Raw genomic sequence first — 17,597 nt, 5'->3', positions numbered from 1 at the left:
CGGGATCGGTGCTCTCGCCTGGTTGCTCCTAGCACTCCCCGCGTTCGGCGCCGCCGTGCTCCTGCTCGGCGGCAAGCGCACCGACAGGTGGGGCCACCTGCTGGGCACCACCACCGTCGTCGCGTCGTTCGCCTACGGCCTCGCCCTGTTCTTCAGCACCCTCGGGCTCAGCCCCGAGGAGCGCTCCAGCGAGCTGCACCTGTTCGACTGGGTGCCGGTCGAGGCCCTGAACGTCGAGTTCGCGCTTCGGCTCGACCCGCTGTCGCTGACCTTCGTGCTGCTGATCACCGGCGTCGGCTCCCTGATCCACGTCTACTCGATCGGCTACATGGCCCACGAGGCGGGACGGCGGAAGTTCTTCGCCTACCTGAACCTCTTCGTCGCCGCCATGCTCCTGCTGGTGCTGGGCAACGGCTTCGTGACCCTGTACTTCGGCTGGGAGGGCGTCGGTCTCGCCTCGTACCTGCTCATCGGCTGGTACCAGCACAAGCCCGAGGCGGGCAGCGCGGCGAAGAAGGCGTTCCTGATGAACCGGGTCGGCGACCTGGGTCTGGCGATCGCCATCTTCATCATGTTCAAGGAGCTGGGCACCACCCAGTACACCGAGGTGTTCTCCCGCGTCGACGAGCTGTCGTCCGGGACGGTCCTGGCCATCACGCTCCTGCTGCTGCTCGGCGCGTGCGGCAAGTCCGGCCAGTTCCCGCTCCAGGCGTGGCTCCCGGACGCCATGGCGGGCCCCACCCCGGTGTCGGCGCTCATCCACGCCGCGACCATGGTCACGGCGGGCGTCTACCTCGTCGCCCGCTCCAACCCGCTCTACAACCTCACCGAGGACGGCCGCCTGGTCGTCATGGCCATCGGCGCGTTCACGCTGCTGATCGGCTGCCTCATCGGCTGCGCGTACGACGACTTCAAGAAGGTCCTGGCCTACTCGACGGTCAGCCAGATCGGCTACATGGTCCTGGCCGTGGGCCTCGGCCCGTTCGGCTACGCGCTGGGCATCATGCACCTGATCACGCACGGCTTCTTCAAGGCGGGCCTGTTCCTCGGGGCCGGTTCGGTCATGCACGGCATGAACGACGAGGGCGACATCCGCCGCATGGGCGGTCTGGCCAAGAAGATGCCGATCACCTTCGCCACCTGGGCGCTGGGCTACCTGGCGCTCATCGGCTTCCCGTTCCTGTCCGGCTACTTCTCGAAGGACGCCATCATCGCGGCGGCCTTCAGCGAGCACGGCTGGCGCGGCTGGGTGTTCGGCGGCGTCGCGGCGCTGGGCGCGTTCCTGACCGCGTTCTACATGACCCGCCTGCTGGTCCTGGTGTTCCTGGGCAAGCCCCGCTGGGAGGACCTCAAGTCGGCGGACGGCCGCGAGTACCACCCGCACGAGTCGCCGGTCAGCATGACCGCGCCGATGGTCGTGCTGGCGATCGGCTCGGTCGGCGCGGGCTTCTTCCTCAGCAGCGGCGACAACCTCGCGAACTGGCTGGCCCCCGTGGTCGGCGAGCTGCAGGAGCAGCACGGCGTGCTCGGCCACGGCGCGGTCAACGCCCTCGTCCTCGCCCTCTCGGCGGCGGGCGCGGTCCTGGCCTACGTGCTGTTCGGCCGCAAGCCGCAGCCGGTGGAGCGCCCCGAGCGGGTGTCCTTCCCGGTCCGCGCCGCGCGCGCCGACCTGTACGGGAACGCGCTCAACGAGGCGCTGTTCGCGCGTCCGGGCACCTGGCTGACCCGCGCGCTGGTGTTCGTGGACAACAAGGGCGTCGACGGGCTGGTCAACGGCTCCGCGGCGCTGCTGGGCGGTAGCTCGGGCAGGCTGCGCAGGCTGCAGACCGGCTTCGTGCGCTCCTACGCGCTCTCGATGCTCCTGGGTTCGATCTTCGTCCTGGGCGCACTGCTGATGGTGAGGTTCTCGTGAGCTGGACCTTGATCGCAATGCTCCTGCTGCCGCTGGTCGGCGGCCTGGTCGTGGTGCTGCTGCGCGGCGACGACCGCCTCGCCAAGCTCGCCGCCCTGGCGTTCTCGCTCGGCGAGCTCGTGCTCGCCGGGCTGGCCTGGGCCGCCTACGAGCCGGGGGGCGACCGCCTCCAGCTGACCAGCTCGGTCGAGTGGATCCCGAACTTCGGGGTGCACCTGTCGTTCGGCGTGGACGGCATCGCCCTGGTGATGATCGCCCTGATCGCCTTCCTGGTGCCGGTGGTCATCGGCGGCTCCTGGGCGGACAAGCTGCCCGAGGGCCGCACGGCGGGCGGCTTCTTCGCGCTGCTGCTGGTCATGGAAGCAGGCATGGTCGGCGTCTTCGCCGCCACGGACGTCTTCCTGTTCTACGTGTTCTTCGAGGGCGTCCTCGTCCCCATGTACTTCCTCATCGGCCGCTTCGGCGGCGCGAACCGGCAGTACGCGGCGATGAAGTTCTTCCTCTACTCCCTGCTCGGCGGGCTCGTCATGCTCGCGTCGGTGATCGGCCTGTACGTCACCAGCGCGCAGACCCTCGGCAAGGGCACGTTCGACTGGGCCACGCTCGTCACCGCGACGCGCGAGGCCCCGCTGTCCACCCAGATCTGGCTGTTCCTCGGCTTCTTCGTGGCCTTCGCCATCAAGGCGCCGCTGGTCCCGCTGCACACCTGGCTCCCCGACGCCGGTGCGGAGGCCCCGGTCGGCGCGGGCGTGCTGCTCGTCGGCGTGCTCGACAAGATCGGCACCTTCGGCTTCCTGCGCTACTGCCTGCCGCTGTTCCCTGCGGCCAGCAAGGAGCTCGCGCCGCTGGTGCTCGTGCTCGCGGTGGTCGGCATCGTCTACGGCTCGCTGCTCGCCGTCGGCCAGTCCGACATGAAGCGGTTCGTGGCCTACACCTCGATCGCGCACTTCGGCTTCATCGCGCTGGGCATCTTCGCGTTCAGCTCGCAGGCGGGCGCGGGCTCGGTGCTCTACATGGTCAACCACGGCATCTCCACCGGCATGGTGTTCCTGGTCGTGGGCATGGTCATGGCGCGCGGCGGCTCCCGCCTGATCGAGGACTACGGCGGCATGGCGAAGCTGACCCCCGTGCTGGCGGGCCTGTTCTTCATCGCCGGCCTGTCCTCGCTGGCGCTGCCCGGCACCAGCTCGTTCGTCAGCGAGTTCCTGGTGCTGATCGGCTCCTTCCCGAACGAGCCCGTCTACACCGTGATCGCGGCGCTCGGCATGGTGCTCGCCGCGCTGTACATCCTCTGGCTCTACCAGCGCATCTTCCAGGGCCCGGTGCGCGGCACCGCGCTGATCGGGGCGACCGGCGGCCCCGGCGCCACCACCGACCCGGAGCGCGCGAGCGTCCCCGACCTGAACAAGCGGGAGATCGCGGTTCTCGCGCCGATGGTGGCGCTGATCCTGGTGCTCGGCTTCTACCCGAAGCCGGTGTTGGACGTGATCACCCCGTCCGTCGGGGCGACGCTCAGCGAGGTCGGGGTGGCCGACCCGGTCGCGCAGGAAGGCAAGTGACGTGACGACGATCCTCGCTCAAGTGGAGCGGCTCACCGTCCCGGAGATCGACTACGGGGCCGTCGCGCCCGTGCTCGTCATCCTCGGCGCCGCCTGCGTCAGCGTGCTGCTGGAGGCGTTCCTGCCCAAGCAGTCCCGCTGGCCCGCCCAGGTCGTGCTCACCGTGCTCGCGCTCGCGGGCGCGGCGGGCGCGCTCATCGTGCACGGCGGCGCGGCCGACACCGTCGACCGCGGGGTGGTGACCTTCTCGGGCGCCATCGCGGTCGACCCGCCGGTGGTCTTCCTGTGGGGCACGCTGCTGCTGCTCGCGGTCGGCTCGCTGCTGCTCATCGCCGACCGCTCGGTCGAGCCCGGCGGCGCGTTCGCCCCCGAGCCCCAGGCAGGCGGCCAGGGCGGTGGCGGCGGCGCCGTGGCGACGAGGGCGCGCGCGGTCGCCTCGGTCATGCAGACCGAGGTGTTCCCGCTCACCCTGTTCGCCCTCGGCGGCATGATGGTCTTCGTCGCGGCGAACGACCTGCTCACCATGTTCATCGCGCTGGAAGTGCTCTCGCTGCCGCTGTACCTGCTGTGCGGCCTCGGCCGCCGTCGCCGCCTGCTCTCGCAGGAGGCCGCGGTGAAGTACTTCCTGCTCGGCGCGTTCGCCTCGGCGTTCTTCCTCTACGGCGTCGCGCTGCTCTACGGCTACTCCGGCTCGGTGAAGCTGGTGGACATCGCCGCCGCGACCGCCGCGACCGACCGGTCCGACACGCTGCTGTACGCGGGCTTCGGCCTGCTGGTGGTGGGCCTGCTGTTCAAGGCCTCGGTCGGCCCGTTCCACGCCTGGACCCCGGACGTCTACCAGGGCGCCCCGACCCCGGTCACCGCCTTCATGGCGGCCTGCACCAAGGTCGCGGCCTTCGGCGGCATCCTGCGGGTGCTGCACGTGGCCTTCCAGGGCTCCAGCTGGGAGTGGAACGTCGTCCTGGCGGTCCTCGCCGGCGTGTCGATGGTCATCGGCGCGGTGCTGGGCCTGACCCAGACCGACGTCAAGCGCATGATCGCCTACTCCTCGGTGGCGCACGCGGGCTTCCTGCTCGTCGGCGCGATCGCGCTCACCCCCGAGGGCCTGTCGGCGACCATGTTCTACCTCGCGGCCTACGGCTTCACCACGATCGCCGCGTTCGGCGTGGTCAGCCTGGTCCGCAACGCCGACGGCGAGGCCACCCACCTGTCCCAGTGGGCCGGGCTGGCCAAGCGCTCGCCGATCACGGCCGCGGTCTTCACGCTCCTGCTGCTCGCCCTCGCGGGCATCCCGTTCACCAGCGGGTTCATCGGCAAGTTCGTGGTGTTCGCGGCGGCGATCGACGCGGGCATGGCCCCGCTCGTGGTGTTCGCGCTGGTGGTGAGCGCCATCGCGGCGTTCTTCTACCTGCGGGTGATCGTGCTGATGTACTTCAGCGAGCCCGCGGCGGACGGCCCGACCGTGACCGTCCCCGGCGCCTTCACCACCGCGTCGATCACGCTCGGCGCGGTGATCACGCTGGTGCTCGGGGTCTGGCCCGCCTTCGCCCTCGATTGGGCGGGGTCCGGCCAGTTCATCTTCTAGTCGGTACGTAGGCTTCCAACCGTGACCAGTAGCGAGCGGGCGGGGACGGGGTTCCGGTTTGCGGACCCCGTGCTCGCGGAGGTTGTGCAGAGCGGCCTGGACGAGGTCGAGGGGATCCTGCGGGAGGTCGTCCGCAGCGAGTTCAACCCGGTGATGGAGACCTCGCTGCACCTGGTGGAGGCGGGTGGCAAGCGCATCCGCCCCCTCTTCACGATCCTGGCCGCCCAGTTCGGCCCGTCCTGGGACCGGGAGAGCGTCGTCAAGGCCGCCGCGGTGGTCGAGCTGACCCACCTGGCCACCCTGTACCACGACGACGTCATGGACGAGGCCACCATGCGCCGGGGCGCGGCGTCGGCCAACGCCAAGTGGAACAACAGCATCGCCATCCTCACCGGCGACTACCTGTTCGCCCACGCCTCGACGCTGGTCGCCGACCTCGGGACGGAGGCGGCCAGGACCATCTCGCGCACGTTCGGCGAGCTGGTCACCGGCCAGATGCGCGAGACCATGGGCCCCCGCGAGGGCGAGGACCCGGTCGAGCACTACCTGACCACGATCGCCGAGAAGACCGGCTCCCTGATCGCCACCGCTGCCCGCTTCGGCGGCATGTTCTCGGACGCGACCGAGGAGCAGGTCGCGGCGCTCCAGGCGTACGGCGACGTGATCGGCTCGGCGTTCCAGATCTCCGACGACGTGATCGACATCGCGTCGCCGCCGGAGGAGTCGGGCAAGACGCCGGGCACCGACCTGCGCGAGGGCGTCAAGACGCTGCCCATGCTGTACGCGCTGCAGGACGAGCCGGACTCGCGGCTGGCCAGGCTGCTCGCCGCCCCGATCGAGGACGACGCGGAGGTCCTGGAGGCCCTGGAGCTGCTCAGGGCGTCCTCGGGCCTGCAGCGGGCCAGAAAGACCCTGGACGAGTACGCCGACCGCGCCAGGAGCTGCCTGGCGGTCCTCCCCGAGGGCCGGGCGCGCGACGCGCTGGAGTCGGTGAGCGAGTACGTGGTCAGCAGGTCCCGCTAGCCGGGGCCAGGAGCGCCGGGGTGACCCGGTGTGATCTTCCGGAACGGCGTCCCGCACCGCGCGGGGCGCCGTTCCGGCGTTCCGGGACCGTCCGGGCGGGTGCTCCTCGGCGCGGAATTCCGCAGTGGCGGGGGAGACCCCGATCACACCGGAAGGGTGACCGCGAGGAGCTTGCGCTGCTTGCGCGAGCGGACCACCGCGTCACCGGTGAAAAGCAACAACGCGACCCACACCATTGCGAACCCGAACCAGCGCGACGCGGGCATCGGCTCGCGCATCACGAATACGCCCCACGCGAACTGCAACACCGGCGCCAGGTACTGGAGCATCCCCAAGGTGATCATGGGAATCCGGCGCGCCCCCGCGCCGAACAGCATCAGCGGTACGGCGGTCACCAAACCCGTCGACACCATCAACGCGGTGTGCGCCGCGCCGTGTCCGGTGAACGTCCCCGCCGAGCCCAACCACAACAGGTAACCGACAGCCACCGGCGTCATCACCGCGCTCTCCGCGGTGAGGCTCGCGGTGGAATCCAGCGGCACGGTTTTCTTGATCAATCCGTAGAACGCGAATGAGCACGCGAGCGCCAGCGAGATCCACGGCAGCGTTCCGTAGTCGACCGCCAGCACCACCACGGCCGCGCCCGCCACGCCGATCGCCGCGTACTGCGCGGGCCGCAGCCGCTCCCGCAGCACCAGCACCGCCAGCAGCACGCTGAACAGCGGGTTGATGAAGTAGCCGAGGGCCGCCTCGACCACCCGGCCGCTGTTGACGGCGTAGATGTAGACGCCCCAGTTCACCGCGATGAGCGCGGACGCGGCGGTGACCAGCAGCCACGAGCGCGGGGGGAGTCCGCGCAGCGCGCCCCACTTGCCCAGCGCGGCTGTGACGAGAGCCATGAACAGCAGCGACCACACGATGCGGTGGGCCAGCAGCTCGACCGCTCCGGCGGGCGCGAGGAGGGGCCAGTAAGCGGGCACCACACCCCAGAGCACGTATGCTCCTACGCCGTAAGCGATTCCCCTGTTCGTGTCGTTGGTGTTCGACGAGATCGAGCTGGAGTTCGTCAACGGCGTCACCGGCATACTGTACGCCTGGCATTTCGGCTGGTCCGTTGAGCTGAATGACCTACCATTTGAGGAGCTGCGAGTTCCCGGCAGCCGCGGGTGGTTGAGCGGGGGATCGAGGTAGCTTTACACCGCTCCACTTCCGGGTGAGTCCTGATGGTGGCGGAGCGTGTCGGGATTTCAGGCAGTTCGTGCGGTCGGAGGGTATCCCGTGATGTCGCTGTTCGGGCAGGTGTGGCTGTGGAGCCTGCTGTCCTTCCTCGCCGGTGTGCTGCTGACGTGGTTCGTCCTCGTGCGCCCGGCGAAGCGCGAGGTGGCCGAGCTGGAGCAGAGGCTGCGCTCGGCGAGCGCGGCGCCCGCGGTGGACCGGGCCGCGAGCCGGACGCAGGTGGCGTCCCCGGCGGGTGACGAGTTCGACGACTGGCACTCCCCGCGCGCCGACGACGAGGACCGCTTCGACGCGGCCCCGACGCGCCGCGAGGACCGCGCCTCGCTGCTGGACCTCGACGCGGGCCGGGACGCGCGCGCCGAGGACGACGAGTACGACGCCGGTGCCTACGACGCCGCCGACCGCGACGCCCGTGCCCACGACGCCCGAGGCGCGCGCGAGGACGACCGGGGCTTCGACGCCTTCGAGCAGGCCGGGGACCGCGGCGACATCGGCGACCGCCTCGGCGGCTCGCCCACCGGCACCGCGATGATGCCCAAGCCCGTGCCGCCCTCGGACGAGGAGCGGGACAAGCCGGTGCTGACCCGGCTGGACGTGCCGAAGCCGGTCCCCGCGCGGGACGAGGACGAGCCGCGCGCGGAGAAGCTGCCCGCCGAGGAGACGCACGTGCTCGCGCCGGTGCGGCTGCCCGCCGACCACGAGCCGCCCGCGCCCTACCGGTCGGACGCGTTCGACCCGGACGCCCAGGACGAGGAGGGCAACCCGGAGATCACCACGCGCGCCGAGCGCCGCGCGGCCAACGAGGAGACCACCCTCATCCCGGCCAAGGAGCTGGCCGACGCGATCGCCGAGGTGGACAGCCCGCGCGACCTGCACGACGAGGACCGCTGGCCGGAGACCGACCAGACCGGCGAGTACCCGGCCGTGCGCGGCGGCGACCTGGGTGGCGAGTTCGGCGGCGAGCTGGGCGGCGAGGCCCCCAGGGGTGGAGACCTGGCCGCCGGGCCGACGGTCTACCACTCCCCGGTGGACGCGGACGAGCGCGACGACCACGACGACCGCTTCGCCGGTGACGGGTTCGACGCCGAGCGGACCGACGTGCGCGCCCCCGTGGCCGCCGACGACCTGGACGACGCCCGCACCGAGGTCCGCCCGCTGGAGGCCGACCCGGAGCACGCGCTGCCCGGCAGGGCGCAGCGCGGCCTCCGCGACCCCGAGGCCGACCGCATCGCGTTCGAGGAGTCGCTGGCCGCGCAGGCCCGCCAGGACGCGGTCGACGAGCGCGCCGACCGGGTGGGCGCCCCCACCGAGACGCTGGCCCCCGTCGCGGGCCACGACCCGGCCGACCGGGACGAGCGCGGCTTCGCCGACGACCTCGGCGACCACGACGACCGCGACCACGACGACCGCGACTTCGACGGGCGGGGTCTCGACGGGCGGGACCTCGACCGCGACCTCGACGACCACGACCTGGCCGAGCGCGGCGCCCACGCCGACCACGCCGCCGACCACGCCGAGGACCGCTCGCGCGGCGACCTGGTCGCCGACGCCGACGACCGCCGCTACGAGGACGACTACGAGCCCGTCGACCTGCCCAAGCGGGACCGGGGCGCGAGCGACCGGGGCATGTTCGGCCACTCCGAGCCCGTCGCCGACGAGCGCGACCTGTTCGAGATGACCGACCCGAGCTCCCAGGGCGTCGACCTGTTCGCGCGCCCCGAGGAGCCCGAGGACGAGCCGGAGGCGCCGAAGTCCGAGCTGGAGGCGTTCTGGGCGTCCAGGACCCCGCCGCTGGAGGACGACCGGCCCGCGCCGACCCCCGCCCCCGCGCCGACCCCGGCCCCGGCGCACGCCGAGCCCGAGCCCGAGTCCGACCTCGGCCTGGTCAGCAGGCACAGCCTGCCCGACCCGGAGTCGGAGGCCGAGCTGGACTTCGAGCCGGTCAGCAGGCACAGCCTCCCCGACCCCGAGCCGGAGCCCGAGCCCGAGGCGGCGCCCCTCCCGGTGCGCCCCGCGCGGCCGAAGACCCCCGCCGCCGAGGAGAAGCCGAAGCCGAAGCGCTCGCTGTTCGAGCCGCTGGCCGAGGAGGAGGTCCTGGAGTCGGAGCCGGTCACCCCGGCCACCCCGGCGCCCAAGGCCCCCGCCGCGAAGACCTACGACGACCAGCCGTTCGTGCCGACCCTGTCGCCCGAGCTGCTGGAGGCCGAGCAGACCGCGGCCGAGCTGGCCGCCGACGCGTCCAGGAAGCAGGCGGCGAGCGGCCTGCCGCAGCGCCCGGTGAAGTCGCAGAGCAGCTTCCCGAAGCCGCAGCAGCCGCTGATCCCGCCGGTGAAGTCCACCAGCCCGCCCCCGGCGCGCCCGATGCGCCCGAGGCCGGTCGGCTTCAGCCCCACCACCGGCGGCGGCCAGGAGACGGCCTCGTCCCGCTACCAGCAGCCGGAGGGCTTCAACCCGCGCTCCCCGTTCGGGCCCGGCTCGGTGCTGCCGAAGTCCGACGGCAAGGCGCCCGCGCCGGAGTTCGTGGTGAAGGCGACCCTGACCGGCCGCCGGTACTTCACGGACGCGTCCGCGAACTTCCGCGAGACGCGCGCCGACGTGTGGTTCCGGACCACCTCGGACGCGGAGAAGGCCGGGTTCCACAAGGCCCCGTGACGGGCTGAGCGCGACCACGACGAGAAGGGGCTCCCCGAGCGTTCGGGGAGCCCCTTCCCGCGTTCACGCCCCGAGCGGCGTCACGCCACCGTCCAGGTGTCCTTCCCGCGCAGCAGCGACGCCAGGTTCGCCGGTCGAGCCGCCTTGGCCCGCTCCACCTGCGCCCGCGCCGCGTCGTCGTAGGTCTCCCGCGCCGACCGCCGGAACACGCCGGTCACCACGTGCGTCAGGTCCTGCGTCGACAGCCGCGACAGCGCGAACCCCAGCTCCAGGTCGCCCGCGTCGTGCACCACCACGTCCGCCGCGTCCACCTCGGACGTCCGCGCCACCGCCAGCCCGAACCCGCGCCGCACCACCGCGTGCTCGCCGCCGCCGAACACGATCGGCTTCCCGTGCTCCACCGGGATGATCCGCTGGGCCGCCGAGTCGGCGTCCTTGAGCACGTCGAACGCGCCGTCGTTGAAGATCGGGCAGTTCTGGTAGATCTCCACCAGCGCCGACCCCCGGTGCTCGGCGGCCTGCCGCAGCACGTCGGTCAGCCCCACCCGGTCCGAGTCCATCGCCCGGCCCACGAACGAGGCCTCCGCGCCCAGCGCCAGCGACACCGGGTTGAACGGGTGGTCCAGCGACCCGGACGGCGTGGACTTGGTGACCTTGCCCGCCTCGGAGGTCGGCGAGTACTGGCCCTTGGTGAGCCCGTAGATCCGGTTGTTGAACAGCAGGATCTTCAGGTTCACGTTGCGCCGCAGCGTGTGGATCAGGTGGTTGCCGCCGATGGACAGCGCGTCGCCGTCCCCGGTCACCACCCACACCGACAGGTCGGGCCGCGCCACCGCCAGTCCCGTGGCGATCGCGGGCGCCCGGCCGTGGATGGAGTGCATCCCGTAGGTGTTCATGTAGTACGGGAACCGCGACGAGCAGCCGATGCCCGACACGAACACGATGTTCTCGCGCTTGAGCCCCAGCGTCGGCAGGAACGACTGCACGGCGTTGAGCACCACGTAGTCCCCGCAGCCGGGGCACCAGCGGACCTCCTGGTCCGACTTGTAGTCCTTGGCCTTCTGCGGCCCGTCCTCGGTGGGCACCCCGCCCAGTCCGGGAAGGCCGAGGTCGATCGCGGTCACGCGGACACCCCCTGGATCACGTCGGACAGCACGCCCTGCAACTCCTCCGCCTTGAACGGCAGACCCTGCACCTTCGTGCGCGAGACGACGTCCACGAGGTAGCGGGCGCGCAGCAGCAGCGCCAGCTGCCCCAGGTTCATCTCCGGCACGACGACCCGGTCGTAGCGGGCCAGCACCTCGCCGAGGTTCGCCGGGAACGGGTTGAGGTGCCGCAGGTGGGCGTGCGCCACCGACAGCCCCTGCTTGCGCACCCGCCGCGCCGCCGCGCCGATCGGCCCGTACGACGAGCCCCAGCCGACCACCAGCACCCTGGCCCGGCCGCCGGGGTCGTCGACGACCACGTCCGGCACCCTGATGCCGTCGATCTTGCGCTGCCGCAGCCGCACCATGTGGTCGTGGTTGGCCGGGTCGTAGGAGATGTTGCCGGTGCCGTCGGCCTTCTCCAGCCCGCCGATGCGGTGCTGGAGCCCCGGCGTGCCCGGCACCGCCCACGGCCGCGCCAGCGTCTCCGGGTCCCGCAGGTACGGCCAGAACGTGCCGTCCGGCGCGTTCGGCTCGGTCGCGAACGCCACCGACAGGTCGGGCAGCGACTCGACGTCCGGCACCAGCCACGGCTCGGAGCCGTTCGCGATCGCGCCGTCCGACAGCAGCAGCACCGGCGTCCGGTACTCCAGCGCGATCCTGGCCGCCTCCAGCGCCACGTCGAAGCAGTCGGCGGGGGAGAGCGGGGCGATCACCGGCACCGGCGACTCGCCGTTGCGGCCGAACATGGCCTGGAGCAGGTCGGCCTGCTCGGTCTTGGTCGGCAGGCCGGTCGACGGCCCGCCGCGCTGCACGTCGATCACGACCAGCGGCAGCTCGGTCATCACGGCCAGGCCGATGGTCTCGGACTTGAGCGCGATGCCGGGGCCGGACGTGGAGGTCACGCCGAGCGCGCCGCCGTAGGACGCGCCGAGCGCGGCGCCGATGCCCGCGATCTCGTCCTCGGCCTGGAGCGTGGTGACGCCGAACTCCTTGTGCTTGGACAGCTCGTGCAGGATGTCCGAGGCGGGGGTGATCGGGTAGGTGCCCAGCACCACGGGCAGCCCGGAGCGCTGGCCCGCGGCCACCACCCCGTACGCCAGCGCGGTGTTGCCGGTGATCTGCCGGTAGGTGCCGCGCGCCAGCTTCGCCGGGGCCACCTCGTAGGTCACCGCGAACGACTCGGTCGTCTCGCCGTAGTTCCAGCCCGCCCGGAACGCCAGCACGTTCGCCTCGGCGATGTCGGGCTTGCGGGCGAACTTCTCCCGCAGGAACCGCTCGGTGCCCTCGGTCGGCCGGTGGTACATCCAGGACAGCAGGCCGAGCGCGAACATGTTCTTCGCCCGCTCGCCGTCCTTCTTGCCCAGGCCCGTGGACTCGACCGCGCCCAGCGTGAGCGTGCCCATGGCGACCTCGTGCACCTGGTAGGAGGCGAGCGAGCCGTCCTCCAGGGGGTTGGCCGGGTAGCCGACCTTGGTGAGGTTGCGCTTGGAGAACTCGTCGGTGTTGACGATCAGGATGCCGCCCGCGGGCAGGTCGGCGATGTTCGCCTTGAGCGCGGCCGGGTTCATCGCGACCAGCACGTCGGGGCGGTCGCCGGGGGTGAGGATGTCGTAGTCGGCGAAGTGCAGCTGGAACGAGGAGACGCCGGGCAGGGTGCCCTGGGGCGCCCGGATCTCGGCGGGGAAGTTCGGCAGGGTCGCGAGGTCGTTGCCGAACGCGGCGGCCTCGGAGGTGAACCGGTCGCCGGTCAACTGCATCCCGTCGCCCGAGTCGCCCGCGAAGCGGATCACCACTCGGTCCAGCCTGCGGACCTCGGGACCACCGGTCGAGGCGCCGCTGTCCAGGTCGCTAGTCATCTCCTGAGCCGATCCCTCTCTCGCGGAAGCAGGGGCGGGAGGGGCGCCCGCCCCGACACCCGAGGGTAGTCCTGCGCGGTGTGGGGAATTTCTCGTGCTTTCGGGGGGTGGGAAAGACCGAAGTCCTGTGGCGCACGGGGCTGGTGTGGTACGGCCTTCGATCGTTAGCCCCCCGCACGGTTGCGGTCCGTGCGCGGATTTCGGGGACAACGCTACTACCCGTGATCAAACGGGCGTGAACGTGCGTCCCGTCACGTCCGCTTGCCCAGGCCCGCCTTGGCCTCGGCGAGCCTGGCCGCGAACTCCGGGGAGGCCGTGGAGGCGGCCTGCGGGCCCAGCTCGGCCTCCACGGCGGGCGCGTGGGCGGGCAGCGCGGAGGTGGCGCGGATCGTGGCCTTGGTCACCCGGACCAGCTCGCGGGGGGCCTCGGCGGTGGCCTTCAGCAGGTCGACGGCGGAGGCGACCAGCTCGTCGTGCCCGCCGTCCACCCGGTCCCAGGCCAGGCCGCGCCGCACCGCCGCGTCCGCGTCGAGCACCTGGCCCAGCAGCACCATCGCGGCCACGGTCTGCGGGCCCGCGATCCGCTCCAGCAGCCAGGTCATGCCGCCGCCGGGGTGGATGCCCAGGCGCAGGAAGCGGGCGTCGAAGCGGGCCCTCGGGCCGGCCAGCCGCACGTCGCAGGCCAGCGCCAGGTTCAGCCCCGCGCCGACCGCCGCGCCGCCCACCGCCGCCACGGTCGGCAGCGAGCAGTTCGCGACCGCCAGGAACCCGGCGTAGATGCGCCGCAGGCCCTCCTCGCGGGCCTCGCCGAGCGCGGTCAGGTCCGCGCCCGCGCAGAACGCCGGGGGAGCGCCGGTGACCACGAGGGCGTTGACGTCCGGGTCGGCCTCGCACGCGGCGACCGCGTCGGCCAGCTCGCGGGACAGGGCCTCGGTGAGCGCGTTGCGGCGGTCCGGGTCGTGCACGGTCAGGACGGCGACGCGGTCGGAGCGGTCCAGCAGCACCTCGGGCATAGGGTGACTCTACGGAGCGCGGTGGTCACCCGAACCCCCGTCGGTGCGGCTAGGGGGTGGTCAGGGGGTGCGCCGCCGCCGGTCAGGGGGTCGTGGAGAGGCTTCGGCGGGGTTGCGCGGCGCGGGCGGCTGTGCGTCGCGGGCTCAGGGCGCCTGCGGCCGGTCGAGCAGGCGGGAGAGCACGACGGTCGACACCGTCCGGTCGATGATCTCCACCGCGCGCAGCCGCTCCAGCGCGGTCTCCAGGTGGTGGATGCTCGCCGCCCGCAGGTGCACCACGGCGTCGGCCGCGCCGGACACGGTGTAGGCCGCCATCACCTCCGGCATCGGCTCCAGGCGGGCCTTGATGTCGTGCGGCGTCACGTTGCCCCGGCAGTGCACCTCGACCAGCGCCTCGGTGCCCCAGCCCAGCTGGGCCGGGTCGACGACGGCGGTGAAGCCGCGCAGCACGCCGGTGTCCAGGAGCTTGTCCACCCGGCGCTTCACCGCGGGGGCCGAGAGCCCCACGTCCTTGCCGATGTCCGCGAAGCTGGAGCGGGCGTTGGTCACGAGGCACGAAATGATCCGCTGGTCGATCGAGTCCACACGCAACATTCTGCACGACGAAGCGCAATGCAGCGGCATTGTTCGACGCTCAGGGGCTCACTTACATTTCGATCCATGACTTCGGTTTCCCTGGTCGCGCCCGGCGACGCGCCGCTCACCCTCCCCGTCGCCGCCGCTCCCGCCCCCGCGCGGGTGCCGACCGCGCGGCGCTACCTCATGTGCGAGCCGAGGCACTTCGCCGTCGAGTACCGGATCAACCCGTGGATGGACCCGGAGCAGCCGGTCGACGTGGAGCTGGCCGTGCGGCAGTGGCGCGAGCTCAAGGGCGTCTACGAGGCGCTGGGGCACCGGGTCGACGTGGTCGAGCCCGCGCCGGGCCTGCCGGACATGGTGTTCGCCGCGAACTCGGGCACCGTCGTCGGCGGCCGGGTGCTCGGCTCGCGCTTCCGCGCGCCGCAGCGGGCCCCGGAGGCCGAGCACTTCCGCCGCTGGTTCGAGGCCAACGGCTACCCCGGCGTGGTCATGCCGGAGCGGATCAACGAGGCCGAGGGCGACTTCACCTGGACCGGCCGCTACCTGCTGGCCGGGACCGGCTTCCGCACCGACCCGGCGGCGCACGCCGAGGCGCAGGAGGCGCTGGGCGTGCCGGTGGTGTCGCTGCGCCTGGTCGACCCCCGGTACTACCACCTGGACACGGCGCTGTTCGTGCTGGCGGAGGACCTGGTGGCGTACTACCCGCAGGCGTTCTCGCCGGGCTCGCGCGAGGTGCTCGCGGGCCTGTTCCCGGACGCGGTGCTGGCGGACGAGCGGGACGCCGCGTGCCTGGGCCTGAACGCGGTCTCGGACGGCCGCAACGTCGTGCTGCCCCTGGAGGCCCGCGGCCTGGCGGCGGAGGTGGAGCGCCGGGGCTTCACGGCGGTGCCGGTGGACATCTCGGAGCTGCGCAAGTCCGGCGGCGGCCCCAAGTGCTGCACCCTGGAGATCAGGGACTGACGCCGCGCGCCTTCCCGACCGCGCCTTCCCGACCGCGCCTTCCCGACCGCGATCACCCGCCCACGATCACCCGCCCCCGGCGCCCACGCGCCGGGGGCCCGAACCGCGGCGGAGCGGAGCCTGCCCGCCCCGCTCAGCCCTCCCCGCCGCGCCTCGGCCCGCCCGTCCCGGTTGCGCGCCGTCCCGCCCGCCCCGCCCTCCCCACGAGCCCGTTCCGCCCGCGCACAGCCTTCGGAACCAGCGCTGACCACGGTCCGTCACCGCTGTGGATGATTCTGTGGACAACATGTGAAACACATCCATTTCCGCTGGTCAACGGGTGTGGAGTTCTTCACGTCCCTGTGGACAACCCCAACATGAAGTGGTCCACCCGCCACCCACCCGCAACATGTTGTGCCGCTACTGCTCGCCACCACCGCCCCACCCCGTCACCCGGTCCGGGGTGAGCGCGCCGAGCCGCCCGCCGCCACCCCATCGCCCCCGACCACCCCCGATCGGGCGAAATCCGGTGGCCACCCCCACCGGCCCGCGCATGATGTCCCCGAGGCCCTGCTCCGCGCCCCTGCCGCCCGGCGGGACGCGCCCGGCGGAGCGGCCCGCCCGGTCGTCCGCCGCGGGTCCCGCACGCCTCTCGCCAGCGCATTTGCCGACTTCACCCGTTCGCATGACCTCGCTGGCGTGCGACGCCCTCCTGGTGCTCCGATCGTCAGCACTGCCGTCGCACAGGTAGGGAGCGTGCCGTGAACGAAGTCGACGCCCAGCGCCCGGCCCCCAGCCCGCACCAGGGCGAAACGGCGCGGCGGAAAGCGCCCGCGCCGCTCACCGGGACCGAGTGGTTGGTCAAGCGGGCCCGGCAGGGGTCCGGGCACGAGGACAAGCGCGCCGGCTAGGCAGGCCGCTCGCGCTGGAACGCCGCCCACAGCAGGTTGAGCGGGTGGTCGGCCGGGAACTTCGCCCGCTCGTCCTTGCGGGCGAAGACCCCGACCAGCCGCTCCAGCTGGGGCTTCCGGTCGTTGCGCAGCTCCACCACGCGCAGCCCGGACCCCTCGCGCAGCTCGTTGTTCGCCGCGACCACCCCCAGGCCCGAGGTGACGATCATGCAGCCCTTCACCAGGCCCGAGCGCAGCAGCGACATCCCGTACTGGATCTCGTCGATCTCCGCCGCGATGTCCAGCTCGCTGCGGTAGTCCGGCCCGAACCAGCCGCGCAGGAACTCCGCGATCAGCCCGTCCGACGGCACCACCAGCGGCAACCTCGGCAGCTCGCCGGTGCCCGCGCTCGCGCCCAGCCGGTCCTCCGGCAGGTTCGTCAGCAGCGCCAGTCCGCCCCGCCGCCAGTCGATCACGTCGAAGTCGCCGAACGCCTCCGCGACGGTCCGCCCGGCGGGCGTCACGACGCTGCCGCAGACGATGTCGACCTCCTTGCTCTCCAGCTTGGTCCAGATGTCCTTGGTGCGGATGTGCACGACCTTCAGCTCCACGTCGCGCACCCGGAACTCCTCGGCGACGTGGTCCCAGGCCTTCGCCAGCGAGTCGAGCATGAACCGCGTGGTGCCCACGGTCAGCGTCGTGCCGAGCTTGCGCCTGCACTCGTGAATCGAATCCAGCCACTCGGTCAAAGTGGTCCGCGCCAATTCCACCAGCGCCTCGCCGGTCGGCGTGATCAGCACGTCCTTGCCGCGCCCCTGCTTCACCACCAGGGGTTCGCCGCACAACTGCTTGAAGTTCCGGTTCAGCGTGTCGATCTGCTTCTGGACGCTGGACTGCTCCCGTCCCAGCGCCCGCGCCGCGCGCAGCGCGGACTTCGTCTCGTACACCGCGATCAGTGTCCTGAGCTGGTCGAACGTGGTGTCCAGCAGTGCCGGGGGCGTGTTCAGCAGTCGACTGAGCCGGTTGCCCGCTGGCAGGAGCAACTGCGTCGAGGTGGACATCCGCTGCCTCTCGTGTCCGCGCCGCGCGCGAAGTGTTCTACCGATTAGTTGAACTGAACTTGACCGCACTTCGCGGAGAAATAATCTGAAGAACTTGATCAATTTACCTGGACGCGGAGGTGTCACCCGTAAGAGAATTGTCCC

13 protein-coding genes are annotated in these 17,597 nt (G+C 72.0%); 7 read left to right on the top strand and 6 right to left on the bottom strand.

The window, feature by feature from the left end; all coding sequences use genetic code 11:
• Positions 1 to 4 precede the first annotated feature (4 nt).
• From nuoL to AMIR_RS33035, 4 genes are read left to right on the top strand one after another with little or no spacing between them, the layout of a single operon-like run.
• Positions 5 to 1,912, top strand: coding sequence for an NADH-quinone oxidoreductase subunit L (gene nuoL / locus AMIR_RS33050; RefSeq protein ID WP_041838600.1), 1,908 nt, complete (start codon positions 5 to 7; stop codon positions 1,910 to 1,912).
• The gene (locus AMIR_RS33045) at positions 1,909 to 3,471 is read left to right on the top strand and encodes an NADH-quinone oxidoreductase subunit M (RefSeq protein ID WP_015805345.1); all 1,563 of its coding nucleotides are present in this window, start codon (positions 1,909 to 1,911) and stop codon (positions 3,469 to 3,471) included. The genes nuoL and AMIR_RS33045 overlap by 4 nt, the downstream gene beginning before the upstream one ends.
• 1 nt (position 3,472) lies before the next feature.
• The gene (gene nuoN / locus AMIR_RS33040; RefSeq protein ID WP_015805344.1) at positions 3,473 to 5,056 is read left to right on the top strand and encodes an NADH-quinone oxidoreductase subunit NuoN; all 1,584 of its coding nucleotides are present in this window, start codon (positions 3,473 to 3,475) and stop codon (positions 5,054 to 5,056) included.
• Positions 5,057 to 5,077: 21 nt separating this feature from the next.
• Positions 5,078 to 6,079: a polyprenyl synthetase family protein gene (locus AMIR_RS33035; RefSeq protein WP_015805343.1), complete on the top strand. Its 1,002-nt coding sequence runs from the start codon at positions 5,078 to 5,080 to the stop codon at positions 6,077 to 6,079.
• A gap of 143 nt (positions 6,080 to 6,222) precedes the next feature.
• On the opposite strand, the gene rarD is transcribed toward AMIR_RS33035, so the two are convergent.
• Positions 6,223 to 7,164 (bottom strand): EamA family transporter RarD, encoded by a 942-nt coding sequence (gene rarD, locus AMIR_RS33030; RefSeq protein ID WP_015805342.1) that lies wholly within the window; start codon positions 7,162 to 7,164, stop codon positions 6,223 to 6,225.
• A 196-nt stretch (positions 7,165 to 7,360) separates the two neighbouring features.
• On the opposite strand from rarD, the gene AMIR_RS33025 reads away from it, so the two are divergent.
• Positions 7,361 to 9,967 carry a sunset domain-containing protein gene (locus AMIR_RS33025; protein ID WP_015805341.1) on the top strand — a complete coding sequence of 869 codons (2,607 nt, stop codon included), beginning with the start codon at positions 7,361 to 7,363 and terminating at the stop codon, positions 9,965 to 9,967.
• An 80-nt stretch (positions 9,968 to 10,047) separates the two neighbouring features.
• Here AMIR_RS33025 and AMIR_RS33020 read toward each other — a convergent pair whose 3' ends face one another.
• From AMIR_RS33020 to AMIR_RS33005, 4 genes are all read right to left on the bottom strand, one after another.
• Positions 10,048 to 11,091: a 2-oxoacid:ferredoxin oxidoreductase subunit beta gene (locus AMIR_RS33020; RefSeq protein ID WP_015805340.1), complete on the bottom strand. Its 1,044-nt coding sequence runs from the start codon at positions 11,089 to 11,091 to the stop codon at positions 10,048 to 10,050.
• Positions 11,088 to 12,971, bottom strand: coding sequence for a 2-oxoacid:acceptor oxidoreductase subunit alpha (locus AMIR_RS33015; protein ID WP_015805339.1), 1,884 nt, complete (start codon positions 12,969 to 12,971; stop codon positions 11,088 to 11,090). Before AMIR_RS33015 ends, AMIR_RS33020 begins: the two co-directional genes overlap by 4 nt.
• 251 nt (positions 12,972 to 13,222) lie before the next feature.
• Complete coding sequence (locus AMIR_RS33010; RefSeq protein WP_015805338.1) at positions 13,223 to 13,984, bottom strand: enoyl-CoA hydratase; 762 nt, start codon at positions 13,982 to 13,984, stop codon at positions 13,223 to 13,225.
• A 144-nt stretch (positions 13,985 to 14,128) separates the two neighbouring features.
• On the bottom strand, positions 14,129 to 14,569 hold the full coding sequence (locus AMIR_RS33005; protein WP_041837184.1) for an Lrp/AsnC family transcriptional regulator: 441 nt from the start codon (positions 14,567 to 14,569) through the stop codon (positions 14,129 to 14,131).
• A 75-nt stretch (positions 14,570 to 14,644) separates the two neighbouring features.
• Here AMIR_RS33005 and ddaH point away from each other — a divergent pair, with 75 nt between their 5' ends.
• Positions 14,645 to 15,523 (top strand): dimethylargininase, encoded by an 879-nt coding sequence (ddaH, locus tag AMIR_RS33000; RefSeq protein ID WP_015805336.1) that lies wholly within the window; start codon positions 14,645 to 14,647, stop codon positions 15,521 to 15,523.
• A 740-nt stretch (positions 15,524 to 16,263) separates the two neighbouring features.
• Positions 16,264 to 16,413: a hypothetical protein gene (locus AMIR_RS40815; protein ID WP_015805335.1), complete on the top strand. Its 150-nt coding sequence runs from the start codon at positions 16,264 to 16,266 to the stop codon at positions 16,411 to 16,413.
• Here the strand turns inward: AMIR_RS40815 and AMIR_RS32995 are convergent.
• On the bottom strand, positions 16,410 to 17,453 hold the full coding sequence (locus AMIR_RS32995) for a LysR family transcriptional regulator (protein WP_015805334.1): 1,044 nt from the start codon (positions 17,451 to 17,453) through the stop codon (positions 16,410 to 16,412). The two genes, AMIR_RS40815 and AMIR_RS32995, sit on opposite strands and share 4 nt — an antisense overlap.
• Between the last annotated feature and the right edge of the window lie 144 nt (positions 17,454 to 17,597).

Source organism: Actinosynnema mirum DSM 43827, assembly GCF_000023245.1.
Lineage (GTDB): Bacteria > Actinomycetota > Actinomycetes > Mycobacteriales > Pseudonocardiaceae > Actinosynnema > Actinosynnema mirum.
This window is presented reverse-complemented; position numbering and strand designations above follow the sequence as displayed.